Origin of the sequence: Gibbsiella greigii (genome assembly GCF_039540155.1) — a bacterium.
Classification (GTDB): Bacteria; Pseudomonadota; Gammaproteobacteria; order Enterobacterales; family Enterobacteriaceae; genus Gibbsiella; species Gibbsiella quercinecans.
Genome location: NZ_BAABEM010000018.1, coordinates 120,354 through 145,883 on the forward strand (window position 1 = coordinate 120,354; position 25,530 = coordinate 145,883).

General features: G+C 45.3%; 21 protein-coding genes and 1 pseudogene. 18 read left to right on the plus strand and 4 right to left on the minus strand.

All coding sequences use genetic code 11. The features are described from left to right. The first annotated feature begins 20 nt into the window (after positions 1 to 20). Both dcd and asmA read left to right on the plus strand, forming a co-directional pair. A complete protein-coding gene (dcd, locus tag AC559G_RS12710) occupies positions 21 to 602 on the plus strand; it encodes a dCTP deaminase (protein WP_279029356.1) in 582 nt (193 codons plus the stop codon). Positions 603 to 643: 41 nt separating this feature from the next. After that, positions 644 to 2,470, plus strand: coding sequence for an outer membrane assembly protein AsmA (gene asmA, locus AC559G_RS12715; protein ID WP_498912773.1), 1,827 nt, complete (start codon positions 644 to 646; stop codon positions 2,468 to 2,470). Positions 2,471 to 2,806: 336 nt separating this feature from the next. Here the strand turns inward: asmA and AC559G_RS12720 are convergent, their stop codons facing one another. Further along, positions 2,807 to 4,393: a TerC family protein gene (locus AC559G_RS12720; RefSeq protein WP_498912774.1), complete on the minus strand. Its 1,587-nt coding sequence runs from the start codon at positions 4,391 to 4,393 to the stop codon at positions 2,807 to 2,809. Between the two features lie 675 nt (positions 4,394 to 5,068). Here AC559G_RS12720 and galU (AC559G_RS12725) point away from each other — a divergent pair. The 16 genes from galU (AC559G_RS12725) to AC559G_RS12800 all read left to right on the plus strand — a co-directional run bounded on the left by galU (AC559G_RS12725) (position 5,069) and on the right by AC559G_RS12800 (position 23,029). Beyond that, positions 5,069 to 5,968 (plus strand): UTP--glucose-1-phosphate uridylyltransferase GalU, encoded by a 900-nt coding sequence (gene galU / locus AC559G_RS12725; protein WP_121525988.1) that lies wholly within the window; start codon positions 5,069 to 5,071, stop codon positions 5,966 to 5,968. Between the two features lie 45 nt (positions 5,969 to 6,013). Continuing rightward, a complete protein-coding gene (galU, locus tag AC559G_RS12730) occupies positions 6,014 to 6,910 on the plus strand; it encodes a UTP--glucose-1-phosphate uridylyltransferase GalU (protein ID WP_095845228.1) in 897 nt (298 codons plus the stop codon). A 736-nt stretch (positions 6,911 to 7,646) separates the two neighbouring features. After that, positions 7,647 to 8,783: a polysaccharide export protein gene (locus AC559G_RS12735; protein ID WP_498912775.1), complete on the plus strand. Its 1,137-nt coding sequence runs from the start codon at positions 7,647 to 7,649 to the stop codon at positions 8,781 to 8,783. Between the two features lie 20 nt (positions 8,784 to 8,803). Further along, positions 8,804 to 9,238, plus strand: coding sequence for an arsenate reductase/protein-tyrosine-phosphatase family protein (locus AC559G_RS12740; RefSeq protein ID WP_121525985.1), 435 nt, complete (start codon positions 8,804 to 8,806; stop codon positions 9,236 to 9,238). A 16-nt stretch (positions 9,239 to 9,254) separates the two neighbouring features. Further along, the gene (gene wzc / locus AC559G_RS12745; RefSeq protein ID WP_498912776.1) at positions 9,255 to 11,432 is read left to right on the plus strand and encodes a P-loop NTPase family protein; all 2,178 of its coding nucleotides are present in this window, start codon (positions 9,255 to 9,257) and stop codon (positions 11,430 to 11,432) included. A 146-nt stretch (positions 11,433 to 11,578) separates the two neighbouring features. After that, on the plus strand, positions 11,579 to 12,688 hold the full coding sequence (locus AC559G_RS12750) for a glycosyltransferase (protein WP_416261995.1): 1,110 nt from the start codon (positions 11,579 to 11,581) through the stop codon (positions 12,686 to 12,688). After that, the gene (locus AC559G_RS12755) at positions 12,685 to 13,581 is read left to right on the plus strand and encodes a glycosyltransferase family 2 protein (RefSeq protein WP_498912777.1); all 897 of its coding nucleotides are present in this window, start codon (positions 12,685 to 12,687) and stop codon (positions 13,579 to 13,581) included. The genes AC559G_RS12750 and AC559G_RS12755 overlap by 4 nt, the downstream gene beginning before the upstream one ends. Positions 13,582 to 13,604: 23 nt before the next feature. Then, positions 13,605 to 14,495, plus strand: coding sequence for a glycosyltransferase family 2 protein (locus AC559G_RS12760; protein WP_498912778.1), 891 nt, complete (start codon positions 13,605 to 13,607; stop codon positions 14,493 to 14,495). After that, positions 14,492 to 15,415 (plus strand): glycosyltransferase, encoded by a 924-nt coding sequence (locus tag AC559G_RS12765; protein ID WP_121526055.1) that lies wholly within the window; start codon positions 14,492 to 14,494, stop codon positions 15,413 to 15,415. The genes AC559G_RS12760 and AC559G_RS12765 overlap by 4 nt, the downstream gene beginning before the upstream one ends. A 27-nt stretch (positions 15,416 to 15,442) precedes the next feature. Next, positions 15,443 to 16,876 carry an undecaprenyl-phosphate galactose phosphotransferase WbaP gene (gene wbaP, locus AC559G_RS12770; protein ID WP_416261999.1) on the plus strand — a complete coding sequence of 478 codons (1,434 nt, stop codon included), beginning with the start codon at positions 15,443 to 15,445 and terminating at the stop codon, positions 16,874 to 16,876. A 27-nt stretch (positions 16,877 to 16,903) separates the two neighbouring features. After that, positions 16,904 to 17,968 carry a dTDP-glucose 4,6-dehydratase gene (rffG, locus tag AC559G_RS12775; RefSeq protein WP_498912779.1) on the plus strand — a complete coding sequence of 355 codons (1,065 nt, stop codon included), beginning with the start codon at positions 16,904 to 16,906 and terminating at the stop codon, positions 17,966 to 17,968. A gap of 19 nt (positions 17,969 to 17,987) precedes the next feature. Continuing rightward, positions 17,988 to 18,857 (plus strand): sugar nucleotidyltransferase, encoded by an 870-nt coding sequence (gene rfbA / locus AC559G_RS12780; protein ID WP_498912780.1) that lies wholly within the window; start codon positions 17,988 to 17,990, stop codon positions 18,855 to 18,857. Between the two features lies 1 nt (position 18,858). Continuing rightward, positions 18,859 to 19,395 carry a dTDP-4-dehydrorhamnose 3,5-epimerase gene (gene rfbC / locus AC559G_RS12785; RefSeq protein ID WP_416262001.1) on the plus strand — a complete coding sequence of 179 codons (537 nt, stop codon included), beginning with the start codon at positions 18,859 to 18,861 and terminating at the stop codon, positions 19,393 to 19,395. After that, entirely contained in the window at positions 19,392 to 20,249 is an 858-nt protein-coding gene (gene rfbD / locus AC559G_RS12790) for an SDR family oxidoreductase (RefSeq protein WP_498912781.1), read from the plus strand. The genes rfbC and rfbD overlap by 4 nt, the downstream gene beginning before the upstream one ends. A 257-nt stretch (positions 20,250 to 20,506) precedes the next feature. Further along, positions 20,507 to 21,511 (plus strand): EpsG family protein, encoded by a 1,005-nt coding sequence (locus AC559G_RS12795; RefSeq protein WP_498912782.1) that lies wholly within the window; start codon positions 20,507 to 20,509, stop codon positions 21,509 to 21,511. 144 nt (positions 21,512 to 21,655) lie between these two features. Then, complete coding sequence (locus AC559G_RS12800) at positions 21,656 to 23,029, plus strand: putative phage tail protein (RefSeq protein ID WP_498912789.1); 1,374 nt, start codon at positions 21,656 to 21,658, stop codon at positions 23,027 to 23,029. 804 nt (positions 23,030 to 23,833) lie between these two features. Here AC559G_RS12800 and AC559G_RS12805 read toward each other — a convergent pair. The 3 genes and pseudogenes from AC559G_RS12805 to AC559G_RS12815 form a co-directional block, all read right to left on the minus strand. After that, positions 23,834 to 24,048 (minus strand): annotated as a pseudogene (locus tag AC559G_RS12805) (IS3 family transposase); the annotation flags it as partial. Positions 24,049 to 24,228: 180 nt separating this feature from the next. Further along, positions 24,229 to 24,579, minus strand: coding sequence for a DDE-type integrase/transposase/recombinase (locus AC559G_RS12810; RefSeq protein WP_498912783.1), 351 nt, complete (start codon positions 24,577 to 24,579; stop codon positions 24,229 to 24,231). Continuing rightward, on the minus strand, positions 24,482 to 25,336 hold the full coding sequence (locus tag AC559G_RS12815; RefSeq protein WP_498912784.1) for an IS3 family transposase: 855 nt from the start codon (positions 25,334 to 25,336) through the stop codon (positions 24,482 to 24,484). Before AC559G_RS12815 ends, AC559G_RS12810 begins: the two co-directional genes overlap by 98 nt. Positions 25,337 to 25,530: the final 194 nt, after the last annotated feature.

The following is a 25,530-nucleotide window of genomic DNA, read 5'->3' on the forward strand; positions in this document are numbered from 1 at the left end:
GCTTTGATGGAGAAGAAGAGATGAGACTGTGTGACCGCGATATAGAAAGCTGGTTGGACTGCGGAAAGCTGGCTATTTCACCCCGTCCACCGGTGGAGCGTATTAACGGGGCCACAGTGGATGTCCGTTTAGGGAATCAGTTCCGCGTATTTCGCGGGCATACCGCGGCATTTATCGATCTGAGCGGCCCGAAAGATGAAGTCAGCGCCGCGCTGGATCGCGTGATGAGTGACGAGATCGTGCTGCCGGAGGGCGAGGCCTTCTTCCTGCACCCCGGTGAGCTTGCGCTGGCGGTGACGCTGGAATCGGTTACTCTGCCGGACGATCTGGTCGGTTGGCTCGACGGCCGCTCTTCACTGGCGCGCCTTGGGCTGATGGTGCATGTCACCGCACACCGTATCGATCCAGGCTGGCAAGGCCGTATCGTTCTGGAGTTCTATAATTCAGGTAAGTTGCCGTTGGCACTGCGCCCTGGAATGATGATCGGCGCGTTGAGCTTCGAGCCGCTTTCCGGCCCGGCTGCCCGCCCTTATAATCGCCGCCAGGATGCAAAATATAAAGATCAACAGGGTGCCGTAGCCAGCCGTATCGATAAAGATTAACGGCTGAAGGATATTGCTGCTGGGGCCGACAAGGGGATGGCATGAAACGATTACTGACGACTTTGGCGATTTTGCTGGTGGTGCTGGTGGCCGGTATGGCTGCGCTGGTGCTGCTGATCAATCCCAATGATTTTCGCGCTTACATGGTGAAAAAGGTCGAACAGAAGAGTGGCTATCATCTAACGCTGGATGGCGATTTGCGCTGGCACGTTTGGCCGCAGCTTAGCATTCTGGCCGGCCGCATGACGCTGACGGCGCCTGGTGCCGCTGCGCCCGTGGTCAGCGCCGATAATATGCGCTTGGATGTTGAACTGCTGCCGCTGCTTTCACACCAGCTTTCCGTTAAGCAGGTGATGCTGAAAAACGGCGTTATTCGCCTGACCCCCGATAGCGAAGAGCAAACCGTGCCGGGGGCGCCCGCCGCGCCAGCCAGCAACGCTGAAGAACCGGCGGTGGCCGCGTGGAAATTCGATATTGATAATTTGCGCATCGTCGATAGCCTGCTGATTTGGCAACGGGCGAACAACGAGCAAATCAACGTGCGCGATATCAACCTGACGCTGCAGCAAAACGGCCAGCATCAGGCACAGTTGGCGTTATCCAGCCGGGTTAACCGCGATCAGCGCGATCTGGCCTTTACGCTGGCGGCTGATTTGGATCTGCAGCAATACCCGCAGCAGATTAGTGCCAATATCAGCCAGTTTACCTATCAACTGGATGGGGCCGATATTACTAACGGTGGTATCAAAGGCGAGGGGAGCGTGCAGGCCGTTTACCAGCGGGCGCCGCAGCAACTGGCGCTGAATAACGTGGTACTTAGCGCCAATGACAGCCAACTTACCGGCGATGCCAAACTGCAATTTGGCAGCGTGCCACATTATGCGGTGAACCTGTCTTCGCCACATCTTAACCTGGATACCCTTTCAGGCTGGAAAGACAACTCCGGCGAGGCGCCGCAACCGGCGCCATTGGCGCCGGTGATTGCCAGCCAGCCGGATGAAGCGCAAAGCCTGGACGTGCTGCGCGATTTTACCGCACAGCTGGCGCTGAAGGCCGATCGGCTCACCTACCGTGGGCTGGAGATCGCCCAGTTGGCGTTACAGGCAGAGAACCAGCGTGGGCTGTTAACGTTAGGCGCGCTTGGCGGCAAGCTGGCGGGCGGCGAGTTTTCTCTGCCGGGTGAACTGGATGTGCGCGGTGCTAAACCTGCTATTACGTTACGGCCAGACATCAAACAGATTGAACTGGGCCCGGTGCTGAAAGCGTTTGATATGCCGCAGGTGATAACCGGTAAATTCAATCTGCAGGGCATGTTTGGCGGCGATAAGCTGAGCGCGGAAGCCTTTAAACACAGTTGGCACGGCGATGCACAGTTAGCAATGCAAAACGTGCAGTTGCATGGGCTTAACATTCAGCAATTGATCCAGCAGGCGGTGGCGCGTAGCGATAGCCGTGTGAGCGGCCAGGAAAAATATCAACGCTATACGCAAGTGCAGCGCCTGACAGCCCGGGCGCATTTGAACGCCGGAGCGGTGAAGGTTAGCGAACTGCAGGCTGATTCATCTGCGCTGAACATCAAAGGCGCCGGGACGCTCGATATGCCTGGCAAGCAGTGTGATATGACGCTGAATGTGCAGGTGACGGATGGCTGGCAAGGGAATAACGATCTGATTGCGTTGCTGCGCAAAACAGCGATCCCGCTGCGGGTTTATGGGCCGTGGGACAGGCTTAATTATCAGTTGAAGGTGGATCAACTGTTGCGCCAGTCTCTGCAGAACCGCGCCAAGGACGCCCTGAATAAATGGGCGGAAAAGAATAAGGATTCGCAAAGCGGGCAGGATCTGAAAAAGTTGCTCGACAAGCTGTAACCTCCTCCCTCACGGGCCGCCAAGCGGCCCGTTTCTTTTACTATGCCGAATCCCCTCATCCCGGCCTTCTCCCTGAGGGAGAAGGGGCGCAGGGTCTGGCATGGGAGTGCTGAAGGCCCTCATTCCGGCTTTCTCCCAGGGGGAGAAGGGGCGCAGGGTTTGGCATGGGAGTACTGAATGCCCTCATCCCGGCCTTTTCCCAGAGGGAGAAGGGGCGCAGGGTTTGGCATGGGAGTGCTGAAGGCCCTCATCCCTGCGTTGGTGGGGTTGGTGCGGGTACTAATGCAGAACTCTGGGCTATTCCCTCTCCCTGGGGGAGAGGGTTAGGGTGAGGGGTTACCCCTCGTCATCTTGATCGGGCTTTGCCAGCGGCGTGATTTTTACCTTCAGAATACGGTGGCTGCTGATCTCCAACGGCTCATACAGATAACCATCAATCGCCAACTGCTCACCCTGTTCCGGGATGCGCTGGCAGTGCTCCATCAGCAAACCGGCCAGCGTATGATACTCGCGCTTCTCTTCCAATTGCAGAGGCAGGAAATGCGCCAGATCCTCCAGCGGCATATAGCCGTTGGCAATCCAACTGCCGTCTTCACACTGCTGAATATCATGGCGTGCATCGATCTCCTCGCCGGCTTCGGGCAGGTTACCGGCAATGGTTTCCATCACGTCGGTCAGGGTAACAATGCCTTCAACCGAGCCAAACTCATCCACCACAAAGGCGAAGTGCGTTTGCGCCTGGCGGAACTGCTCCAATGCGCTGAGCAGCGTTAGCCCTTCAGGAAAGATTAACGGCTGTTTTACCAGCGCCCGCAGATCCAACGGCGCTTGCTGCAACTGCTGTTTTAACACATCAATCGTGTGGATCACCCCAAGCGGTTCATCGCTGTCGCTGTCTTCAATAACCACAATGCGCGTGTGCTGGTTCTTTTCCAGCAACTGCTTCAGCTTTTCCTGCGGATCGTTCAGTTCCAGGTATTCCACATCGTGCCGGGACGTCATGATGCTGCTGACGGTGCGCTGTGCCATCCCCAGCACGCGCTCGATCATATTGCGTTCCTGCTGGTTAAAGATTTCGCTGCCTTCGCTGTTGCTGTCGGCGATCAAATCAGCTGCATCCCGATCGACTTCGGCCTCTTCATGTTTCCCACTTAGCATACGCAGCACGGCTTCTGCCGTGCGTTCGCGCAAAGGGCGCACCTGGGAAAGAAAGCGGCGGCGGTTGAACTGCGCAAGCTGGTTCAGTGCTTCGATGATCACAGAGAAACCGATAGCCGCATACAGATACCCTTTGGGTATGTGGTAGCCAAAACCTTCCGCCACCAGGCTAAAGCCGATCATCAACAGGAAGCTCAGGCACAGGATGACGATTGTCGGGTGGGCGTTGACAAAGCGGGTGAGCGGCTTGCTGGCCAACAGCATCAATCCAATGGCGATAGTGACCGCCAGCATCATCACCGCCAGGTGATCAACCATCCCGACTGCCGTTATCACCGAATCCAGCGAGAAAACGGCATCCAGCACCACAATTTGCGCCACTACCGGCCAGAAGCGGGCCCCTTTGCGGGCGCCGTGCTGCTCTTCATCTTTGCCTTCCAGCCGTTCGTTCAATTCCATTGTGGCTTTAAACAACAGGAAGATACCGCCGACCAGCATGATCAGATCGCGCCCGCTGAAAGGATGCTCGGCGAGGAAGAACAGCGGCTTGGTTAACGTTGCCAGCCAGGATATTGAGGCCAACAGCACCATACGCATCAGCAACGCCAGCAGCAAGCCGACAACGCGAGCTTTATCTCTTTGTTCTTTTGGTAGTTTTTCTGCCAGGATGGCAATAAAAATGAGGTTGTCTATCCCCAGCACAATCTCCAGCACGACCAATGTGGCCAGGCCGGCCCAAATTGTTGGATCTGCGATCCATTCCATATGACCAATTTCACCTTTTAGTTCGCCGGCTTATGCCGTAACGCGCATGATGGGCGTTGGCAAAGGAAAATTCAACATGAAAACAGCAGGGAAGGTAGGGATAAGAATAATAACTCAGTGAGGCGGTTAAAACCGGGAAGTTTCTGTGTGTAATAACATAAACAACCAACGCTTTAACTGTTTATTAAAGCAACTGCAATACAATTATTATTTAAATCATCGTGTTATGAATTTCTGCTTATGTTAGAATTTTCCGAGCCCTTATCAAAGAGTAGTCTTATTCCTAAAAGCCCATGAGAAGCCGATCTAAGGCTTGTCTCAGTGGGTTAATAGTATAAGAATCCTAGCCATATAATATGTAAACAACTATCAATACTTTGTATAGAACATAGGCTTTTTTGCCCTTCTCGTGATTACCCTGCGTTGTATGCCAGTGGTTAACACTGTTCGGCTGAATACATGGTGAACATGTGCCCGTTAGCCATCCAGAATCATTTCCAGTGCATTGGTAGCTGTAAGCCAAGGGCGGTAGCGTGCCGGAAGCGATTGATAAAGAACAGTTTTTATCACTTTACCGATCGTTGATATAGAATTTTCCTAATTCATTTCCCCCGGAAGCGTTGGCTTAGCCTGTGTCTGTTACACTTAATTGTTATTTGCTGATGGATATAAAATATGCAAAAGAGATTGAAAGCAGTCATTCCTGTGGCAGGCTTGGGTACGCGTATGTTGCCGGCAACTAAGGCAATTCCGAAAGAAATGCTGCCCGTGGTAGATAAGCCACTGATTCAATATATCGTGAGTGAATGTGTTGCTGCTGGAATTAAGGATATTATTCTGGTGACGCACTCTTCCAAAAACGCCATTGAAAACCACTTTGACACCTCGTTCGAGTTGGAAGCGGTGCTGGAAGCACGTGTGAAACGTCAACTGCTGGCGGAAGTGCAAAGCATCTGCCCACCAGACGTGACCGTGATGCAGGTGCGCCAGGGGCAGGCAAAAGGGCTGGGGCATGCCGTGTTGTGTGCGAAACCGATGGTCGGGGATGAGCCTTTTATTGTACTGTTGCCAGACGTGCTGATGGATGATGCAAGTGCCGATCTGCGCAAGGAAAACCTGGCGAAAATGATCCAGCGTTTTGAAGAAACCGGTTACAGCCAGGTTATGGTGGAGCCGGTGCCGGAGAAAGACGTTTCTAAATACGGTGTTGTGGATTGTGGTGGGGTTGCATTGGCCGCTGGCGAAAGCGCACCAATGACGGCGGTGGTGGAAAAGCCTGCGCTTGAGGATGCACCTTCCAATCTGGCCGTGGTGGGGCGCTATGTGCTCTCTGCCGACATTTGGCCACTGCTGGAGAAAACCCCTCCAGGCGCCGGCGATGAGATCCAACTGACCGACGCCATTGCCTTGCTGATGGATCAAGAAACGGTTGAAGCTTTCCATATGAGCGGCAAATCCCATGACTGTGGTGATAAACTGGGCTATATGAAAGCATTTGTGCAATATGGCCTGCGCCATGCCACAGAGGGCGAAGGGTTCAGCAAGTGGTTGAAACAGGCTCTCGCCAATAAATAACTGCAGCGGCTGCAGATACGATCACAAGATTGAAAGAGGATTACCATGACGAAGTTAAAAGCTGTCATTCCCGTTGCTGGCCTAGGTATGCGTATGCTGCCGGCGACCAAGGCTATTCCAAAAGAAATGTTGCCGATCGTCGATAAGCCGTTGATTCAGTATATCGTTAACGAGTGTGTCGCCGCGGGTATCAAAGATATCATTCTGGTGACGCACTCTTCCAAGAACGCGATAGAAAACCATTTCGATACCTCATTCGAGCTGGAAGCGATGCTCGAAGCGCGCGTTAAACGCCAACTGTTGGATGAAGTACAATCCATCACGCCAAAGGGCGTGACGCTGATGCATATCCGTCAGGGGCAGCCAAAAGGGCTGGGGCATGCTGTGCTGTGCGCTAAACCGCTGGTTGGGGATGAACCGTTTGTGGTGGTGTTGCCCGATATCCTGCTGGATGATGCGAAAGCAGATCTGAAAAAAGATAACCTTGCCCACCTGATTGCCCGCTTTGAACAAAGTGGCGATAGCCAGGTTTTGGTGCAAGCGGCCGACGATGAGAATGTGCTGTATGATTACTCGGTGGTGGAGTGTGAAACGACCACGTTGCAGCCCGGCGAAAGCGCGCGCATGACCTCTATTATTGAAAAACCAAGCCGGGAAGTGCGGCTGCAATCCAACTATTCCGCAGTGGGCCGCTATGTGCTTTCTGCTGACATCTGGCCGATTCTGGAAAAAACCAAGCCCGGCGCCTGGGGCCGCATTCAGTTGACCGACGCGATTGCAGAACTGCTGAAACAACAACCGGTAGAAGCGACCGAACTGGTGGGTGAATCCTACAACTGCGGTGAAAAGCTGGGCTATCTGCAGGCCTTTGTCGCCTATGGCCTGCGCCACCCTGCACAAGGGAAAGCCTTCCGCGAATGGGCAGAGCAACTGCAGTTTTAAGCGGGTTTGTAATTAACAGCCTGGTTGTGGAATTAACAGCCAGATATATTGGTAAAAGCCGCGCCTGCAGTTCATACTCTTGAGCACTGAACGGCCCCAGAGCGCTATATAACCGAAATAGAGAGCACACCACACGGCTCCCTCTCCCCGTGGGAGAGCGCTGGAGTGAGGGCCGATGAGGAGGCAATTACTCCCCCTCACTATCGCAGTATCGCTCTCGTTCCCGAAGGGGAGTACCGTTCGACTCCCTCTCCCCGTGGGAGAGGGCTGGGGCGAGGGCCTGGTAAGGAATAAATGACTCGTCGCAACATCGCCCGCGTTCCTTGTTGGGAGCACTGCGCAGCTCCCTCTCTCCGCGGGAGAGGGTTGGGGTGAGGGCCTGGTGAGGAGTAATGACTCATCGCAACATTGCCCGCGTTCCTTGTAGGGAGCACAGCGCAGCTCCCTCTCCCCGTGGGAGAGGGCCGGGGTGAGGGGCTCGGTGAAGAGTAAATTACTTCCCCTTACATTACAGCACCGTTCTTTAAAGGGAGTGCTGCAAGCCAATACCAAGTGGCTGTTTCTTTCTGTATCGTAGCAAAGCTGGGTTCAATGGTTGCTCAATGAGCACGTTCCCTTTTAACATGCATGGGGGCTGGTATCACAACCCCATTTTGCTGAGAACCGCAACAGGTGCCACGGTTGGCCGGGGACTTAGCACAGCGTAAATATTTACTTTGAAAGTGATGATAACTCGATGGCAAAAAAACAATGGAAACTGATACCGCTCCTGGTATCGATCAGTGTGATTAGCGGTTGTACGATCGTTCCCGGTACCCACCTCTCCACCAGCGGAAAAGATGTTATTAAACAGCAGGACAGTGATTTTGACATCGACAAGCTGGTTAACGTTTTCCCGCTGACTCCACGGCTGGTTGAGCAAATGCGGGCCAAACCGGTGGTGGCGCAGAACAATGCCGCGCTGGATCGCGAACTGCAGAATTATGAATACCGGATTGGTATTGGCGATGTGCTGATGGTAACGGTGTGGGATCACCCAGAGCTGACCACGCCGGCAGGCCAATACCGCAGCGCCAGCGACACCGGTAACTGGGTGAATTCTGACGGCACCATCTTCTATCCCTATATCGGCAAAGTGCGGGTTGCTGGCAGAACTATAACTGAAGTGCGCGGTGACATCGCTAACCGCCTGGCGCAGTATATTGAAAGCCCGCAGGTGGATGTGAGTATTGCAGCCTTCCGCTCGCAAAAGGTCTATGTCACCGGGGCGGTTACCACCTCCGGCAAGCAGGCGATCACTAACGTGCCGCTCACTGTGATGGATGCGATCAACGCTGCCGGCGGCCTTGCTACCGATGCTGATTGGCGCAATGTAGTGCTAACGCACAACGGCAAGGAGCATCGAATTTCCTTGCAGGCGCTGATGCAAAACGGCGACCTGATGCAAAACCACTTGTTATACCCTGGCGATATTCTTTACGTGCCGCGTAATGATGATTTGAAAGTGTTCGTGATGGGTGAGGTAACTAAGCAGGCCACGCTGAAGATGGACCGTAGCGGTATGACGTTGACCGAAGCACTGGGTAATGCTGAAGGAATATCTCAGGCAATGTCTGATGCTACTGGGGTGTTTGTTATCCGTCCACTGCGTGGAACTCAAGGCAGTAAGCTGGCGAGTATCTATCAGTTAAATGCCTCTGATGCTGCAGCTATGGTGATGGGCACCGAGTTCCAACTGCAACCTTACGATATTGTTTATGTCACCACAGCTCCAATAGTACGCTGGAACCGTGTGATCAGCCAACTGTTACCGACGATTGCTGGTTATAACGATCTTACCGAAGGCACGTTGCGCATTCGCAATTGGCCATAGTAGGTAGCTAGGGGGCTAAATTGTTTAATTCTATTTTGGTAGTGTGCGTGGGCAATATTTGCCGTTCCCCGACAGGGGAACGGCTGCTTAAAAAGATGTTGCCTAATAAAAAAGTGAGTTCGGCGGGTCTGGGAGCGATGGTGGGGAAGCCTGCTGATGCCACTGCAGTGGAAGTTGCTAACCAGCACAATCTTTCTTTGGAAGGACACCAAGGCAAACAGCTGACAGCGGCGATGTGCCGGGAATATGATCTGATCCTAGTAATGGAAAAAGGCCATATTGATGCGGTCAGCCGTTTAGCGCCGGAGGTGAGGGGCAAAACCATGCTGTTCGGCCATTGGCTTGGGCAAAGGGAGATATCCGATCCTTATCACCAAAGCCGTGAAGCCTTTGAGTTTGTATACCGCCTTCTTAATGAATCAGCCCAAAAATGGGCTGCAGCCTTAAGCCGATAGCCAGTCAGGATTTCCAATGTCAGAAAAAATTAGAGTAAACAGTCCAGCAAGCGATAAGTCCGATGAGATAGATTTAGGGCGCTTGTTAGGGGAGTTGATTGATAGCCGCTGGCTGATTATTGGTGTGACAGCAATATGTCTCTCACTAGGGATTTTATATAGCTTATTTGCAACACCTATCTATAGTGCGGATGCGATGGTACAAGTTGAGCAGAATGTAGGTAATTCATTGCTAAACAATATCAATCAAATATTACCTAACAGTCAGCCAGAGTCAGCGCCAGAAATTGAGTTACTCAAATCAAGAATGATATTGAGCAAAACAGTGGAAGACTTAGGCCTGCGTACTGTTATTGAAGAACAATATTTCCCTGTTTTTGGCAAAGGTTTTGCGCGGTTGACCAAACAGGAACCAGGACTGATTGTTGTCTCAAAGTTTGATGTGCCTGGGTCTTGGGTCGATGATCCATCAATATTTCTCACTATTGAAGAGAATAATAACTTTACTATAACTAAAGATGGCGATTCGCTGGCAAAAGGTAATGTTGGACAATTACTACAAAAAGACGGCGTCTCTATTTTAGTTAGTGATATCAAGGCTAATCCAGGTACAGAGTTTAAAATTTCTAAAATTAGTGAGTTGCGTGCAATCAATAATCTGCTTGAAGTATTCGATGTGGCTGATAAAGGCAAGGATACTGGGGTATTAGGCCTTACCCTTACTGGCGAAGATCCAGTGCTTATTCGGAAGATTCTCGACTCAATTACAAAAAACTATCTTGAGCAAAACGTTGAGCGTAAGTCGGAAGAAGACGCCAAGAGCTTGGATTTTCTGAAGGAACAACTGCCGAAAGTACGTACAGCACTTGATTTATCGGAAGATAAACTAAACCAATATCGCCAGCAAAAAGACTCGGTTGATCTTTCGCTTGAAGCGAAGTCTGTTTTGGACTCTATCGTTTCTGTTGATACGCAGCTTAATGAACTGACGTTTAAAGAGGCTGAGATCTCTAAGCTGTATACCAAAGAGCATCCATCTTATCGAGCTTTGTTGGAAAAACGCAAAACGCTTGAAGATGAAAGGGAGAAACTGAATAAGCGTGTGAGTGCTATGCCACAAACTCAGCAAGAGATATTACGCCTGAGCCGTGATGTGCAATCGGGGCAAGAGGTGTATATGCAGTTGCTGAACAAAGAGCAGGAGCTTAGTATTTCAAAAGCAAGTACAATTGGGAATGTACGGATTATCGATCAGGCGTTAACACAATCAAAACCAGTTGCGCCGAAAAAACTAATAGTGCTCGCCTTCAGTATCATTTTGGGGGGTATATTGTCGGTTGGCTATGTTTTACTGCGTTCGTTCTTGCATCGTGGCATTGAAAGCCCTGAGCAGTTGGAAGAGTTGGGGATTAATGTTTATGCCAGCGTTCCCCTTTCTGAGTGGCAACGTAAGAAAGATTTGGAGTTCAGAAGCAAGAATAGCGGTAAAAAAATGAATAGTGATTCAACTGCGTTGTTGGCATTTGGCAATCCAGCTGATCTTGCTATTGAAGCTATTCGTAGCCTTAGAACCAGTTTGCATTTTGCCATGATGGAGGCAAAAAATAATGTTCTGATGATATCAGGGGCTAGCCCTGGTATTGGTAAAACATTTATTAGTGTGAACCTGGCTGCTGTGGTTGCACAGGCAGGGCAGCGAGTCCTGTTTATTGACAGTGATATGCGTAAAGGTTATTCACATGAATTATTTGGCCTGAATGGGAAAAAGAATGGCCTATCCGATATTCTTTCCGGAGCAATATCAGTAGCTACCGCTGTTCAGCATACTGCATACGAAGGATTAGATTTTATTGCCAGAGGGCAAATACCGCCAAATCCATCAGAGCTGCTGATGCATAAGCATTTTGCTGAGATGATTAAATGGGCATCAGAAAATTATGATCTTGTATTGGTTGATACGCCACCAATACTTGCGGTTACTGACGCGGCTATTATAGGTAAGCATGCAGGTACTTCATTAATGGTTGCTCGTTTTGAGCTTAATAGCCCTAAAGAAGTTGATGTAAGCTTTAAGAGATTTGAACAAAATGGAGTTGATGTTAAAGGTGTAATTCTTAACGCAGTGATGAGAAAAGCCTCTAACTACTATAATTATGGTTACGATTACTATGATTACAGTTATAAATCCAAGTGACTTCAATGAAGTGAAGTATTCTGGATATAACCGATGTAGAAGTAATTTATATTAACTATATTTTATTTATAATGCGCGAGTCTACCTCGCGCTGAAATTTTTTCATATTTTTGCAAATTTTTTATTACGCATAAGGTTATTACCATATGAAAAGAAGAGTTATTTTTGTCACTCATAATAACCTGGACCCTTCGGATGGTGTATGGAAAAAAATCAACTCTCAGGTAAAGTCTTTAAGAAATCTAGATTTTAATGTTGATTTTTTTTATATGGATAAAAAAAACATTATTGTTGATAATGGTGAGGGAATAAAAGAAATTTCACTTGGCTCTAGAAATAAATATTTATTTTATAAAATAATAAAGGAATATATACAAGAAAATAAAAGAGAAGCCTACCATTTAGCATACATTCGAAAACCCCATGGTGGTGCGTTTGTAATATATCTTTCAGGACTAATAAGTTTCCTAAAAAGGTTTGGTTCCGATGTAATTATGGAAATCCCAACCTATCCTTATAAAAATGAAATAAACACACTTTCCGGTAAGATTTCAGATGTTATATTTGATATGGCATTGCCTTTTTTTAGAAAAAAAATAGATAAAATTGTTTTTTTAGGGCAAGCAGATAATGATATTTGGGGTATAAAATCAATACAGATATCTAATGGTATTGATATAAATGATGCTAGGTTATTAGAAGAAAAAAATAATATAACGAATGATTTTATTTTTGTAGGTGTAGCTAATCTTGCTTTTTGGCATGGATATGACAGAATTATTACAGGCATAAAAAATTATAAGGGTTCTAAAAATGTTATTTTTAAAATCGCTGGTAATTCTGAGCCTGAGTATTCAAGACTTAAAAAATTGGTTGCTTCTTTAGAACTTGAAAGTAACGTTATATTTGAAGGTAAAGTATCAGGACGTATATTAGAGTCTATTTTACAGAGTGCTGATGTATGTGTTGATGCTTTAGGAAGACACCGAAGTGGAAACAATATTAATAACTCCATAAAATCTAAAGAATATTCTGCAAGAGGATTGCCATTTATAAAAAGTCATTATGATAACTCCTTTTCCGGACAAGAAGAGTTTATATTACAATTTAATGCAGATGATTCTCCTATAGATATATCTAAAGTTATCTTTTGGAGAGAAAATCTTAATAGTGGGTTTTCATTAAGAGAGCGAGATTTTGCGATGAAAAATTTAACGTGGGAAAAACAATTTGAGTTTCTCTTGGGGGATAAATGAAAGTAGCCGCGGTTGTCGTTTTGTATAACCCAGATGGGGATATTTATAACCGTATTTCGTTTATAGCCTCTCAGGTTGATGATGTCATTGTTTATGATAATTCTGTCGACAAATGTATTATTGGAAATAATAAAATTCTTGTTTCAAAAATAATAAATGCCCATTTCTATAGTGAAGAGCATAATAATGGGATTGGGACTGCATTGAATTATGGTGTGGAATATGCAAAAAATAATGGATATGACTATCTTTTAACATTTGATCAGGATACTGTCATCCCCTTGGATTATGTATCAAAAATTATAGGTGCATATGAAAGTGAAGAAAATATAGGTGTGATTGGGCCTGTTTATAATGATGTAAATGCTAATCGTGAATGTCGTTTCCCTGTTAAACGTGGACCTTTGGTTGTAAGAGAAACTCTCTCGTCAAAAAAAGATGTACAAGATGTAATGAGTATTATCTCATCCGGCTCATTGTATCATGTGCCAATTTTTGAAAAAGTAGGTTCTTTTAAAGATGAATATTTTATTGATTATATAGATAATGAGTTCTGTCTACGATTACTTAAATTTGGTTACAGAGTTTGTGTTGACCCTAAAATTGTAATTAATCATGCACTGGGTAATCGAACTAAGGCTAAAGTTATTTTTAAATTTTCGCCAACAAATTATCCTTATTATCGAAAATATTATATTACTCGCAATCGTCTATTTGTATATAAAACATACTTTTTGAAATATCCATCATTTGTTCTATATGATTTGGCTGCGTTTATGTTAGATCTATTCCGAGTTGTATTCTTAGAAGAAAATAAAAAAATAAAGCTGAATGCATATTGGATGGGGATTAAAGACTTCTTGAAAGGTAATACGGGAGTTCTTAAAAGCTAACCTCCCTGACTAAAAGGAAAAGTATGATGCATGAGTTATCATCATTACTTGTTATAGTTTATGGTAAAAAATTATCTGAGTCCCAAACGATAACATCTTTAGCTAAGTTTAACTTTAAAGATGTTGTTCTACGAATTGTAAATAATGGCCCTGAAAAATTTGACTCGAATGATACAAATGAATTAATTTCTAAGTTGAAGAAGTCTTTTTTTTCTGTGGATATAATTGAGAATATCGAAAACATACCTCTCAGTATTGCATATAATAGATTTGTTGAGTTTTACCCATCTAGTAAAAAATATATTTTTCTAGATGATGATTCAATAATAACCGATGATTTTGCTTTTTTTATCGGAAATGATTTTTATTATGATTTGGAATTGCCACTAATAAAATGTGCTGATATCTGTTATTATCCAACAGAAAATAAAGTGCCTATAAATAAATATTGTGAGTTAGATGGGCGACACGTAATGTCAATTGGTTCAGGGATGGTTGTTTCATGTTCGTTGAAGAAAAAATTCGAACAGCACAATGTAAAACTATTTGATGAGCATTACGCACTTTACGGTGTCGATACTAGTTTCTTTAAGCGAATGAAAAAGATAATTGATAGCGGCACTGATATAAAAATTAAGTGTAACTCACATATAGTTCATTCTTTGTCTAGAACAGAAGGAGCCATTAGTGATTTTAGAAAAAAGGAAAGACAGTTAGATCTTGCATTGACAATGCGTCATTATCCTGATTGGAAGATAATAAAATCTTTTTTCTCACAATGCATAAAATCTTTATTTAAAGGGGATGTGTCTACTATAGTTATAATGTTTGATGCTTTTTTTAGTGGTATGCATCCTCGTTGTAAAAAATATTCTGCCAATAAACAAATAAGTGAGCGTAGGGTGATGAAATGAATGTTAATATTTTCGTTCCTGTTTATAATGGTGGGGCGTTATGGGAAAAATCAGCACTTCTTATAAAGGAAAACATAAGTAAAGATTTAATAAATAGTGTGATGGTTATTGATTCATCATCATCTGATAATTCTGTGGATATTGCTAAGAGTAACGGGTTTGATGTTAGGGTAATTCCATCAAGTCAATTTAATCACGGTGGTACTAGAAATCTCATTTTAAAATTATCACCAGATTCAGATATTGTGATATTTCTAACTCAGGATTCACTATTACAAAAGCATGCATTAGAAAATATATTGTCAGTTTTCTCTGATGAAAATGTGGCTGCCGCATATGGTCGCCAATTGCCTCATGATGAAGCAAATCCATTAGCAAGGCATGCTCGGTTTTTTAACTATAAAATGGAAAATTATAAGGGCGACTTATCAACTAAGGACTCGTTAGGTCTGAAGACGGTATTTATGTCCAATTCATTCTCTGCATACAGAATCTCTATCCTCAAGGAATTAGGTGCTTTTCCTGAAAATACAATTCTTTGTGAAGATATGTTCTTTTCAGCTAAGGCTGTTTTGGCTGGATACAAGATTGCATATGTTGCAGATGCAGAAGTGAAACATTCTCACAATTATTCAGCCATAGAGGAATTCAAACGTTATTTTGATATTGGGGTTTTCCATTACGATGAGCCTTGGATCAGGAAATCTTTTGGCGGTGCAGGTGGAGAAGGTAAAAAGTTTATTTTATCTGAGTTGAAATATTTGCTAAAGCATGCACCACTGTGGATTCCAATTGCATGCGTTAATAATTTTGCAAAGATTCTTGGATATAAACTTGGACAAAACTATACAAAACTATCACCTAAATGGAGAAGAAAACTTAGTATGCATAAACGTTATTGGGATAGTATTTCGAATTAACAATCCTATTAATAAAGGATGATAACTATGGGTACGCTCAGTTACTCAAAACAAACAAATATTTCTAAATTATTATTGGCATCTTCAGATTTTGTATTTTTTACTCTATCTTTAGTTGTTGCTGTATTCTTGATCGGGCTCTGTGGCGGGGATATAAACGAATTTATTCCGGAATCAGAAATGCCTGCGCGTATCCTTACGCATATCATGCTTGGGGTGATCTGTGTCGGTTGGTTCTGGGTTCGGCTACGCCATTACACCTACCGTAAGCCATTCTGGTTCGAGCTGAAAGAAATACTTAGAACATTACTGATATTCGCAGTATGCGATCTTGCGTTGGTTGCTTTCTCTAAATGGCAATTTTCACGCTATGTATGGATATTAACCTGGGGGCTAGCCTTATTGTTGGTGCCTTTTGCCAGAGCGGTGACCAAACGCCTGCTCAATAAATTAGGGCTGTGGCAAAAGCAAACCATCATTATTGGCACGGGGAAAAATGCGCGTGATGCCTTTGCGGCATTACAGAGTGAAGAGGTTTTAGGGTTTGCGATTTGCGCCTTTTTTTCCAGCGGGAAGCAGTGTGAGAAGGAACTGGAAGGTAAACCTGTAATCTGTGATGAACAAGAATTGTGGCGACAGTGCGATCCAGAGTCTACCCAGTTTATCGTTGCACTGGAATTTGATGAACATGCTTTGCGCGATGAATGGTTGAAAAAATTGGCCAAGCACCATTGCCGTTCTGTTTCAGTGATTCCAACGCTCCGCGGTGTACCGTTATATGGCACGGATATGTCATTTATCTTTAGCCATGAAGTGATGATTCTGCGTGTTAGCAACAACCTGGCCAAAAGAACATCACGCTTTTTGAAACGAACTTTTGATATTATTGGTGCGGGTAGTATTGTTATTTTGCTTTCTCCAGTTTTAGCGATCTTGGCTTATCTGGTAGCTAAAGATGGCGGCAATGCTATTTATGGTCATGAGCGTATAGGGCGTGATGGTGTTAAATTTAAATGCTTAAAATTCCGTTCTATGGTGATGAATTCCCAAGAGGTTCTGCAACAGTTATTGGAAAATGATCCTGAAGCACGAGCAGAATGGGATAAAGACTTTAAGCTAAAAAATGATCCACGCATTACCCGTGTTGGCAAGTTTATCCGTAAAACCAGTCTGGATGAGTTGCCACAACTTTTCAATGTGCTGAAAGGGGAAATGAGCCTGGTTGGGCCGCGTCCGGTAATTGAAAAAGAACTGGAACGCTATGCCGGCGATCGCGATTATTACCTGATGGCAAAACCAGGTATGACAGGGCTGTGGCAGGTGAGCGGCCGGAATGACGTGGATTATGATACCCGTGTTTATTTTGATGCATGGTATGTAAAAAACTGGTCCTTGTGGAACGACATTGCGATCCTTTTTAAAACCATTAATGTGGTCTTAAAAAGAGATGGTGCGTATTAAGTGATAATAAGAGAACTTGAGGGTTATATGAAAATTATCGTTACCGGTGGTGCTGGGTTTATTGGATCTGCAGTTGCTCGCCATATTATTAACGATACGGCGGATGAGATCCTGATAGTGGATAGTCTGACCTATGCAGGGAATCTTGAATCACTAAAACCGATTGCAGACAACGAACGCTTCAAATTTGAGCACGTCGATATCTGCAACCGCAGTGAACTGGATCGTGTCTTCAATGCGTTCAAGCCGGACGCGGTAATGCACCTGGCAGCGGAAAGCCACGTTGACCGTTCCATTGATGGGCCGGCGGCCTTTATCGAAACCAATATCGTGGGCACCTATACGCTGCTGGAAGCGGCTCGTCAGTACTGGAATACGCTGGGTGAAGACGCTAAACAGGCCTTCCGCTTCCATCATATTTCTACCGATGAAGTGTATGGCGATCTGCACGGCACGGACGATCTGTTCACTGAAACCACGCCTTATGCTCCGAGCAGCCCGTATTCTGCTTCCAAAGCCTCCAGCGATCATCTGGTGCGCGCCTGGCTGCGTACCTATGGCCTGCCAACCATCGTAACTAACTGCTCGAATAACTACGGCCCGTATCACTTCCCGGAAAAACTGATCCCGTTGATCATCCTGAATGCGCTGGATGGTAAACCGTTACCGGTTTACGGCAATGGCGCCCAGATCCGCGATTGGCTGTATGTGGAAGATCATGCCCGAGCACTGTACAAAGTGGTTACCGAAGGTGAAGTGGGGGAAACCTACAACATCGGCGGCCACAACGAGCGTAAAAACATTGAAGTGGTGCAAACCATTTGCCGCCTGCTGGACGAGATGGTGCCAAATAAACCACAGGGTATCGGCCACTATGAAGATCTGATCACTTACGTAACCGATCGCCCCGGCCACGACATGCGCTATGCGATCGATGCTTCAAAAATTGCGGCAGAGCTGGGCTGGAAACCACAGGAAACGTTTGAAAGCGGCATCCGTAAAACGGTGGAGTGGTACCTGGCAAACGAAGAATGGTGGAGCCGTGTTAAAGATGGTTCTTACGCTGGTGAACGTTTGGGTTTAACCCGTTAATCTATATTAGGAGTTTACGATGAAAGGTATTGTACTTGCCGGTGGTTCCGGAACGCGCCTATACCCGATTACACGCGGTGTATCCAAGCAATTGCTGCCGATTTACGATAAACCGATGGTGTATTACCCGATTTCTGTGCTGATGCTGGCAGGTATCCGGGATATCCTGATCATTTCTACGCCAGAGGATATGCCTTCATTTCAACGTTTGTTGGGTGACGGTAGTCGGTTTGGCATCAATTTAAGTTACGAAGTGCAACCCAGCCCAGACGGTTTGGCGCAGGCGTTCCTGATTGGCGAAGAATTTATTAATGGCGACCGGTGCGCGTTGGTGTTGGGCGATAATATCTACTTCGGCGAAAGCTTTGGTCGCAAGCTGGAAAATGTGGTAGCCCGTGAAGAAGGTGCCACGGTGTTTGGCTATCAGGTAATGGATCCCGAGCGTTTCGGCGTGGTGGATTTTGATGAGAATTTCCGCGCGTTGTCGATCGAAGAAAAACCTGCGGTACCGAAATCCAACTGGGCGGTGACCGGGCTTTATTTCTATGACAACAAGGTAGTGGAAATGGCGAAGCAGGTGAAGCCTTCACACCGCGGTGAGCTGGAAATCACCACCCTGAACCAGATGTATTTAGACCAGGGCAACCTGAACGTTGAACTGCTGGGCCGTGGTTTTGCCTGGCTGGATACCGGCACGCACGACAGCCTGATTGAAGCCTCGCAGTTTGTCCACACCATTGAAAAACGCCAGGGGTTTAAAGTGGCGTGCCTGGAAGAAATTGCCTTCCGCAAGGGCTGGCTGGCACGGGAGCAGGTGGCTGCCGAAGCCAAACTGCTAAGCAAGACACTCTATGGGCAATATTTGGCGAATCTGGTGGGAGAGAAATAATATGCAGGTCACGGATACAAAAATTGATGGCGTAAAAATCATCCAGCCAAAGGTGTTTGGTGATGCGCGCGGTTTTTTCCTGGAAACCTTTGAGAAGAAACGCTACCAGGAGATGCTGAATATCGATCTGGATTTTGTGCAAGACAACCATTCCCGCTCATCCAAAGGGGTGCTGCGGGGGTTGCATTTTCAAAAGGTGAACCCGCAGGGCAAACTGGTGCGCGTGGTGCGTGGTGAAGTGTTTGACGTGGCGGTGGACATCCGTCCGGATTCACCGACGTACGGTGCCTGGGAAGGGGTGCTCCTGTCTGAAGAAAACAAAACCCAGTTCTGGGTGCCACCAGGGTTGGCGCACGGTTTTGTGGTGCTCTCCGACACGGCGGATTTTGAATACAAATGCACGGATTACTATAACCCGGCACATGAAGGCTGCCTGTTGTGGAACGATCCGGATGTGGGCATTGACTGGCCGATCGATAACCCGCTGCTTTCCGAGAAAGACAAGGTGGGCAGACGTCTGAAGGAGCTGGCGAAATGAAAGTGTTACTGACCGGTTCAAAAGGGCAGTTGGGCAGCTGTTTCCAGGACCGCCTGCCGGCGGGCTGGGATGTGTGGGCGACGGATTCGGACACGCTGGATATTACCGATCTGGACAAGGTAAAACAGGCGGTCGCGCAGTATCAGCCGGACGTTATCGTGAACGCGGCGGCGTATACCGCGGTGGACAAGGCAGAAACCGAGCCGGCACTGGCGGGATTGATAAATGCCACCGGGCCGAAAAACCTGGCGCTGGCGGCAAAAGAGGCGGGTGCGCGGCTGGTGCATGTGTCCACGGACTATGTCTTTGACGGCAAGGCCACTACACCGTACGTGGAAACCGATGCGACCAATCCGCTGGGCGTGTATGGCCAAACCAAGCTGGACGGTGAACTGGCGGTTGCCGGGGTGCTGCCGGAAGCGATTATTATCCGTACCGCCTGGGTGTTCAGTGAGTATGGTAATAACTTTGTGAAAACCATGCTGCGTCTGGCGAAAGATCGCGATACGTTGGGTATTGTAGCCGATCAACACGGCTGCCCGACCTATGCCGGTGATATCGCCCAGGCGATTATTGATTTGCTGCAGAAAGAAGCTGAAGGCGGGGTTTATCACTTCTGTGGTGATAAAGAAGTGGCGTGGAATGAGTTTGCCGAAGCAATTTTTGCCGCGGCATTGAAACATGGCATTCTCGGCCACGTTCCTGTTGTTAATGCCATAAGTACGGAACAATACCCAACACCAGCTGAGAGACCTTTTTATTCATCATTAAATTGTAATAAGTTGAAAAAAGAGGGTATATACCCATCGAATTGGGTAAGTGCTTTAAACTATATATTGGGAATAAATAAATAAATTTAATTCAATAGTATGGCGGGGAAGTGTGTTTTTTTATTTAATTAAGCACGCTTTCCCTGTTTTTTTGAAGTATAAAAATTATTTTAAGTGGTTTTTTGCGTTTTTTAATTATTAAATAGTAATGATCTTATCTAATTTGGTTAAGTTTGTTTTTTGATTTATTGTGATAAGTTAATTACTCTCTACCGTGGTGCCAATTATCTGGATGATTATTTGTAATGTCACATATGTCTTTGGATATAACGGAACTAAAAATGACAAATGTATTAAAGTATAATCCAAAAGTAGCTTCAAAAACTGATGAGCTGAAAGTTATGAAGCTAATGTTATTTTATCTTTTATTTATCCCATGCCTTGTTTATCTTACGGGAGATAAAGACTTTAATGCATGGGTCGATGAACCTACATATCAAAACTATTTCTATTTGGCAACGTATAATAACTATATAGAGATCTTTAAAAATGGTGTTGATCCTCTTTTTGTCTCTTTTATGAGACCTTTTACGTCTATTTATAATGGTTTTAATGTTTTTTTATTGGTTTGCGCTTTCATTACTCTTACTATAAAGATAACGGCACTTAAAAATAGCACTGATAATTTTTTTATTCTAATGTTATTATATGGTTCTTATTTGTTGTTCTTGCACGATTATACACAAATTAGGATTGCACTTGCGATGGCATTTGTTGCATTCGGTATTTACTGCAATAAATCTAGAACATCAATGTCCATTTTTTTCTGTATAGGTGCGTTGGTTCATTTAACAACCATACTGATAATAATAACTTTTCTTATTTACAGGCGGTTTGGATATAAAAAATTCTTTTGGGTTGTTTTATTTTCTTTTTTCTTGCCGTTGATTGTTTTTTCAGGTGTTATCCATAATGCAAGGTTAGAAACATATATAGAGTTAGCTAAATATAAAGAACAATATTTCGAAGCTAACTTTTTTGCATCGCAACCTATCTTGCAAATAATAGGGATTATGTATATATATGTGAATTCAAAACTAAGAAAATATATATGCACTTATGAGTATTGTTTCTCAATGTTAGGAGTCGTGTTATTCTATTCTTTCAGTTCAGTTCCTGTGTTGTCGTTTAGGTTATTTGAAATGACAATGTTTTTTTATATTATTTTATTGTCTAGGTTGTTTTTTATATCTAATTTTATAAAGATAATCTGTTTGCTTTATTTATTAGTGGGAGTTAAAAATCTTTTTTATGGCGCAAGCGCTATTTTTAATTTAACTAGTTAACACTATTGACATTAAAGATGGTGTTTATTTTCATGGGGGTGGGGGATGGATAGACGAAGTCTTATTAAGTATATAATTTATTTTTTTCTATTCAATCCTAAGGAATCAATAAGTAGACAGTATTTGGATAAAGAGCATCTAGGGATGGGGGCTCGGAGATGTGAATCTATAAGTGATCTGAGAAATATCATGCCTAGTATGGAGAATGAAGTTGTAGAACTTATGTCATATAAAAAAGGAACAATGTTGGGTGGTGGTATATTTAAATCGAAGCTAAGAACAAGATTATTATCTGATGATGGCGGTAAATATGTAGGTGGTAATCAAAAATATATATGGGTCAGAGTATCGACTAAAGGTATAATAAAACCTGAATGGTACGGTTGCATAGGAGATGGACGAATTGATGATTCAGTTGCATTCAACCGAATGATTTCAGCGCTGCAGGATGGTGATGTTATTTCTCTTAGAAAAAATGCAGAGTATTTTAATGCTTTAACTGATAGTTCATCTCCCTGGATTATAAAAAACAGAAAAATAACTATCATTGGAAATAATGCAATATTAAGCCGTAGGCCTACAAGAGAAAATAATAAAGATATTGAGAATTTAGCGACACTAAAGGTTGTTGGTGATGAGTTTACAATAAAAGGTAAGCTTAAGATAACTGGAAATGAAATTAAAAAAAACTTAGTCGATAAGACTGATAATGCTATATCACGTGGAGTATATTCAAGGGGTTATGTTAGCTCGCATGGTTTATATTTATCTGGCGTTAATGGAGGTTATCTATCTGAGGGGCTAGTTTGCTGCGATGCTGTTTTTCCTTGTTATATTGTAGGCAGTAGTAATTTGACTATAAAAGGGGAGTATAATTGTTCGGGGCAAGTATATCCTGTTACTGGTAATGACTTACAGCTTGGGTCAGGTATAAAAATAGCTAAATGTACTAATTTTGATATTGATATTTCGGGGAGTGATTGTGGTTATTGTGTTTGCGAAATTGAACCATTTAATAAAAACGGCAATGTGCGTGTATCCTCAGTTAGACCATATATGAATGGATGTTTAATACATCAAGGGAACCAAAATATTGTTGTCGATGTTAATACTGTGGGTGCAATCATGGGGGCTGCCTTACGCATTAGTTCCGGAAGTGGAAAAATTGAAGGCATTGTACATGCTGTAGACTGTCATTATGGTTGCCAGATAATTTCCGAAAAAGATAGAGTTTGTGAGGATATAAAACTAAAATTATACATTGAAAATGTTAAATCCCAAGATGTAAGAATATTCAACACCCAAAAAGGCCAGATATCTTTACTTCGAGGTGATATAACTGTCTATAATAACCCTGAGTCAGATTCTCATATGGATAGACGGTTGAGTAATAATATATCTGCATTAGTTTACGGCGATAATATGAGAAGTGTAAATATTAATCTGCCTGGCGGAAAGTGGTGTAAAGAACATATCAATGTTATCAATAGCATTGATTCAAGTGTTAACATGAATTGAATTCTTGGTTAAATGATTAGTGAATCATTACATAAAGGAGATAGTATTATGATTTCTGTGTTATTTCAATGAAATATCTAAAAATAATTTTCTACATCTCAATCATTTTAACTTGGTAGTAATAGTTGAAAAAATGAGTTTTAAAAAATATCTGAATTTTTATTTTTAATTCCTATGTTCATTGCTATGCCATTACTCGTATGAGAATTGGTAGCATTGCCTGTATTGCCTGTATTGCCTGTATTGCCTGTATTGCCTGTATTGCCTGTATTGCCTGTATTGCCTGTATTGCCTGTATTGCCTGTATTGCCTGTATTGCCTGTATTGCCTGTATTGCCTGNATTGCCTGTATTGCCTTAGCACCGCTGCCTACTTAGCGACTGACGTAATTTATATGATATTCCTCGTCTAGTCCTAATTCGGTCGAGCGTTGCCGGAAGAGTTTCGATACAACATATTTAACGTTCCAGGCGATGTCTTCGCCATGTTGATGTAAACGCTCGTAAAGCGCTCTTAGCAGATAAATACTTTTATCCGCTAATGCTGTCTTTATTTGTTGCGATGGCAGGGTCGTATACCACCACTATCTTCCAGTCTTTTCCTACTTTTAACATGCGTCTAGCGATGCTCTGATCGCGATTCTGCGCTTATCCCACCATAAAAGTTTCCTATCATCTCTGCATCCATTTATTTCACTTAACCGATCGACAATTCGGCTCCTGATACAGTCTCTCTCTGTATATTGCTATCAGCAGACACATACTGATCTTGCCCAGCAACGGTGGACACAGCCTTAAGCGAGGTTTTTTCCTCAAATTGCACCGGGCTTAGCCCGCCGTTGGCACTATGCCGTCGGTGCCGATTGTAGTCTATCTCGATATACTCGAATACCGCCGATTTCATCACCTCCCGCGTGTTGAACCTCTCACCGTGGATTAGCTCCACTTTCAGGCTGTGGAAGAGCTTTCCGCACAAGCGTTATCGTAGCAACAGCCCTTCGCACTCATACTGCATATCAGTCCATTGTCTTTGATAACACCCTGTAGTGGATCACAAAATCAAGACACCGGAATAACCTGTTTCCATTTTTCTTCATGTAAGCAAGGCGATAAACCACCATTGTTCGTATGAGGGCGGTATGCGTTGTAATAACCATTTATCCACTGGTTTATATCGCGTACCGCATGGCTAAAATCACCCTACCCGCCTTTTGGAAGCCATTCACTTTTAAGGCTACGAAAGACTCTTTCCATCGGCGAGTTATCCAGGCAATTCCCCCGGCGACTCATACTTTGCATTACCCCATAACGCCAGAGTAACTTTCTGTATTTATTGCTTTTATATTGAACCCCTTGATCTGAATGAAACAGCAGACGACCATCGACCCGGTCTGGCTTTCCTCGCCGCTTCATATACCGCTTTTCTGTTTGCCAGCAGACTTGTATCTTGTCCCTAGTGGCGCTGTTCCGGTGTGACATAACCGATGCCACTATGTCGATGCGCTTCGTTATACCAGCGGCTAAAGCGTTCAACCCATCGTCTGGCTTCATCAAGTCCCGTGAAGCCCGTTGACGGCCAGCCCGGCACATATTTTAATGTTCTGAATAATGACTCCACGAACGGATTGTCGTTACTGACCCGAGGCCGGCTGTGAGACGGCGTTATTGCCAACTCATGCAGCTTCATCTGCAACGTCTGCGACTTCATCGCCGCCCCATTGTCCGCATGCAGTACCGGCGGGTATTGCCAGCATCCTTCCCGACGTACCGTGCGCTCTATCAGGGCGGCTGCCTGCTCGCCACTTTCTGTTTCATTCACTTCATATCCCACGATTTTTCGGCTGTAGAGGTCTTCCACCAGATACAGGTAAAACCAGCGACCCTTCACGGTTGACGGCATCCATGTGATGTCCCACGTCCACACCTGATTCGGGCCGCTGGCCTGCCAGGTCGTGGCCGGCGTGATTTTCTGTGCCGCACGTTGCCGTCCACGCCGATGTCCTTCTCCATGACGACGTAGCACCCGGTAAAAGGTTGACTCACTCGCCAGATAAATCCCCTTATCGGCCAACGCCGGTACGATTTGTGACGGTGGCAGGCTGGCATACGCTGATTGATGGCACACTGCCAGTATCTGTTGCTCTTCTTGCGCGCTTAACCGGTTCGACGGGGAGGGCCTGACCGCGCTGGCACGCTTGTCCTCCATCGAACGTTGCCAGCGTCGCCACGTCCGTTCACTTAACCCGGCTTCCGTGAGCGACACCGCTAACCGGGCGCCTGACGCCATCGCGTTGCGCACATATCCCATCAGCGTCTGCCGTTCCGCACCTGATGTCAGTCGTCCTCGTCGGTTATTCCGTAGTAGTCCCGCAACTGCTTTCGCAGCACCAGTATCGCTGCCGCCTCCGCCAGGGCTAATGAGATGGTCACCCCCACCCTGTAGGCGGTACGCTGGCAGGGTGTTTTTCTTTCTGGAGAGGCCATCATGAAAAATGTTGAGCT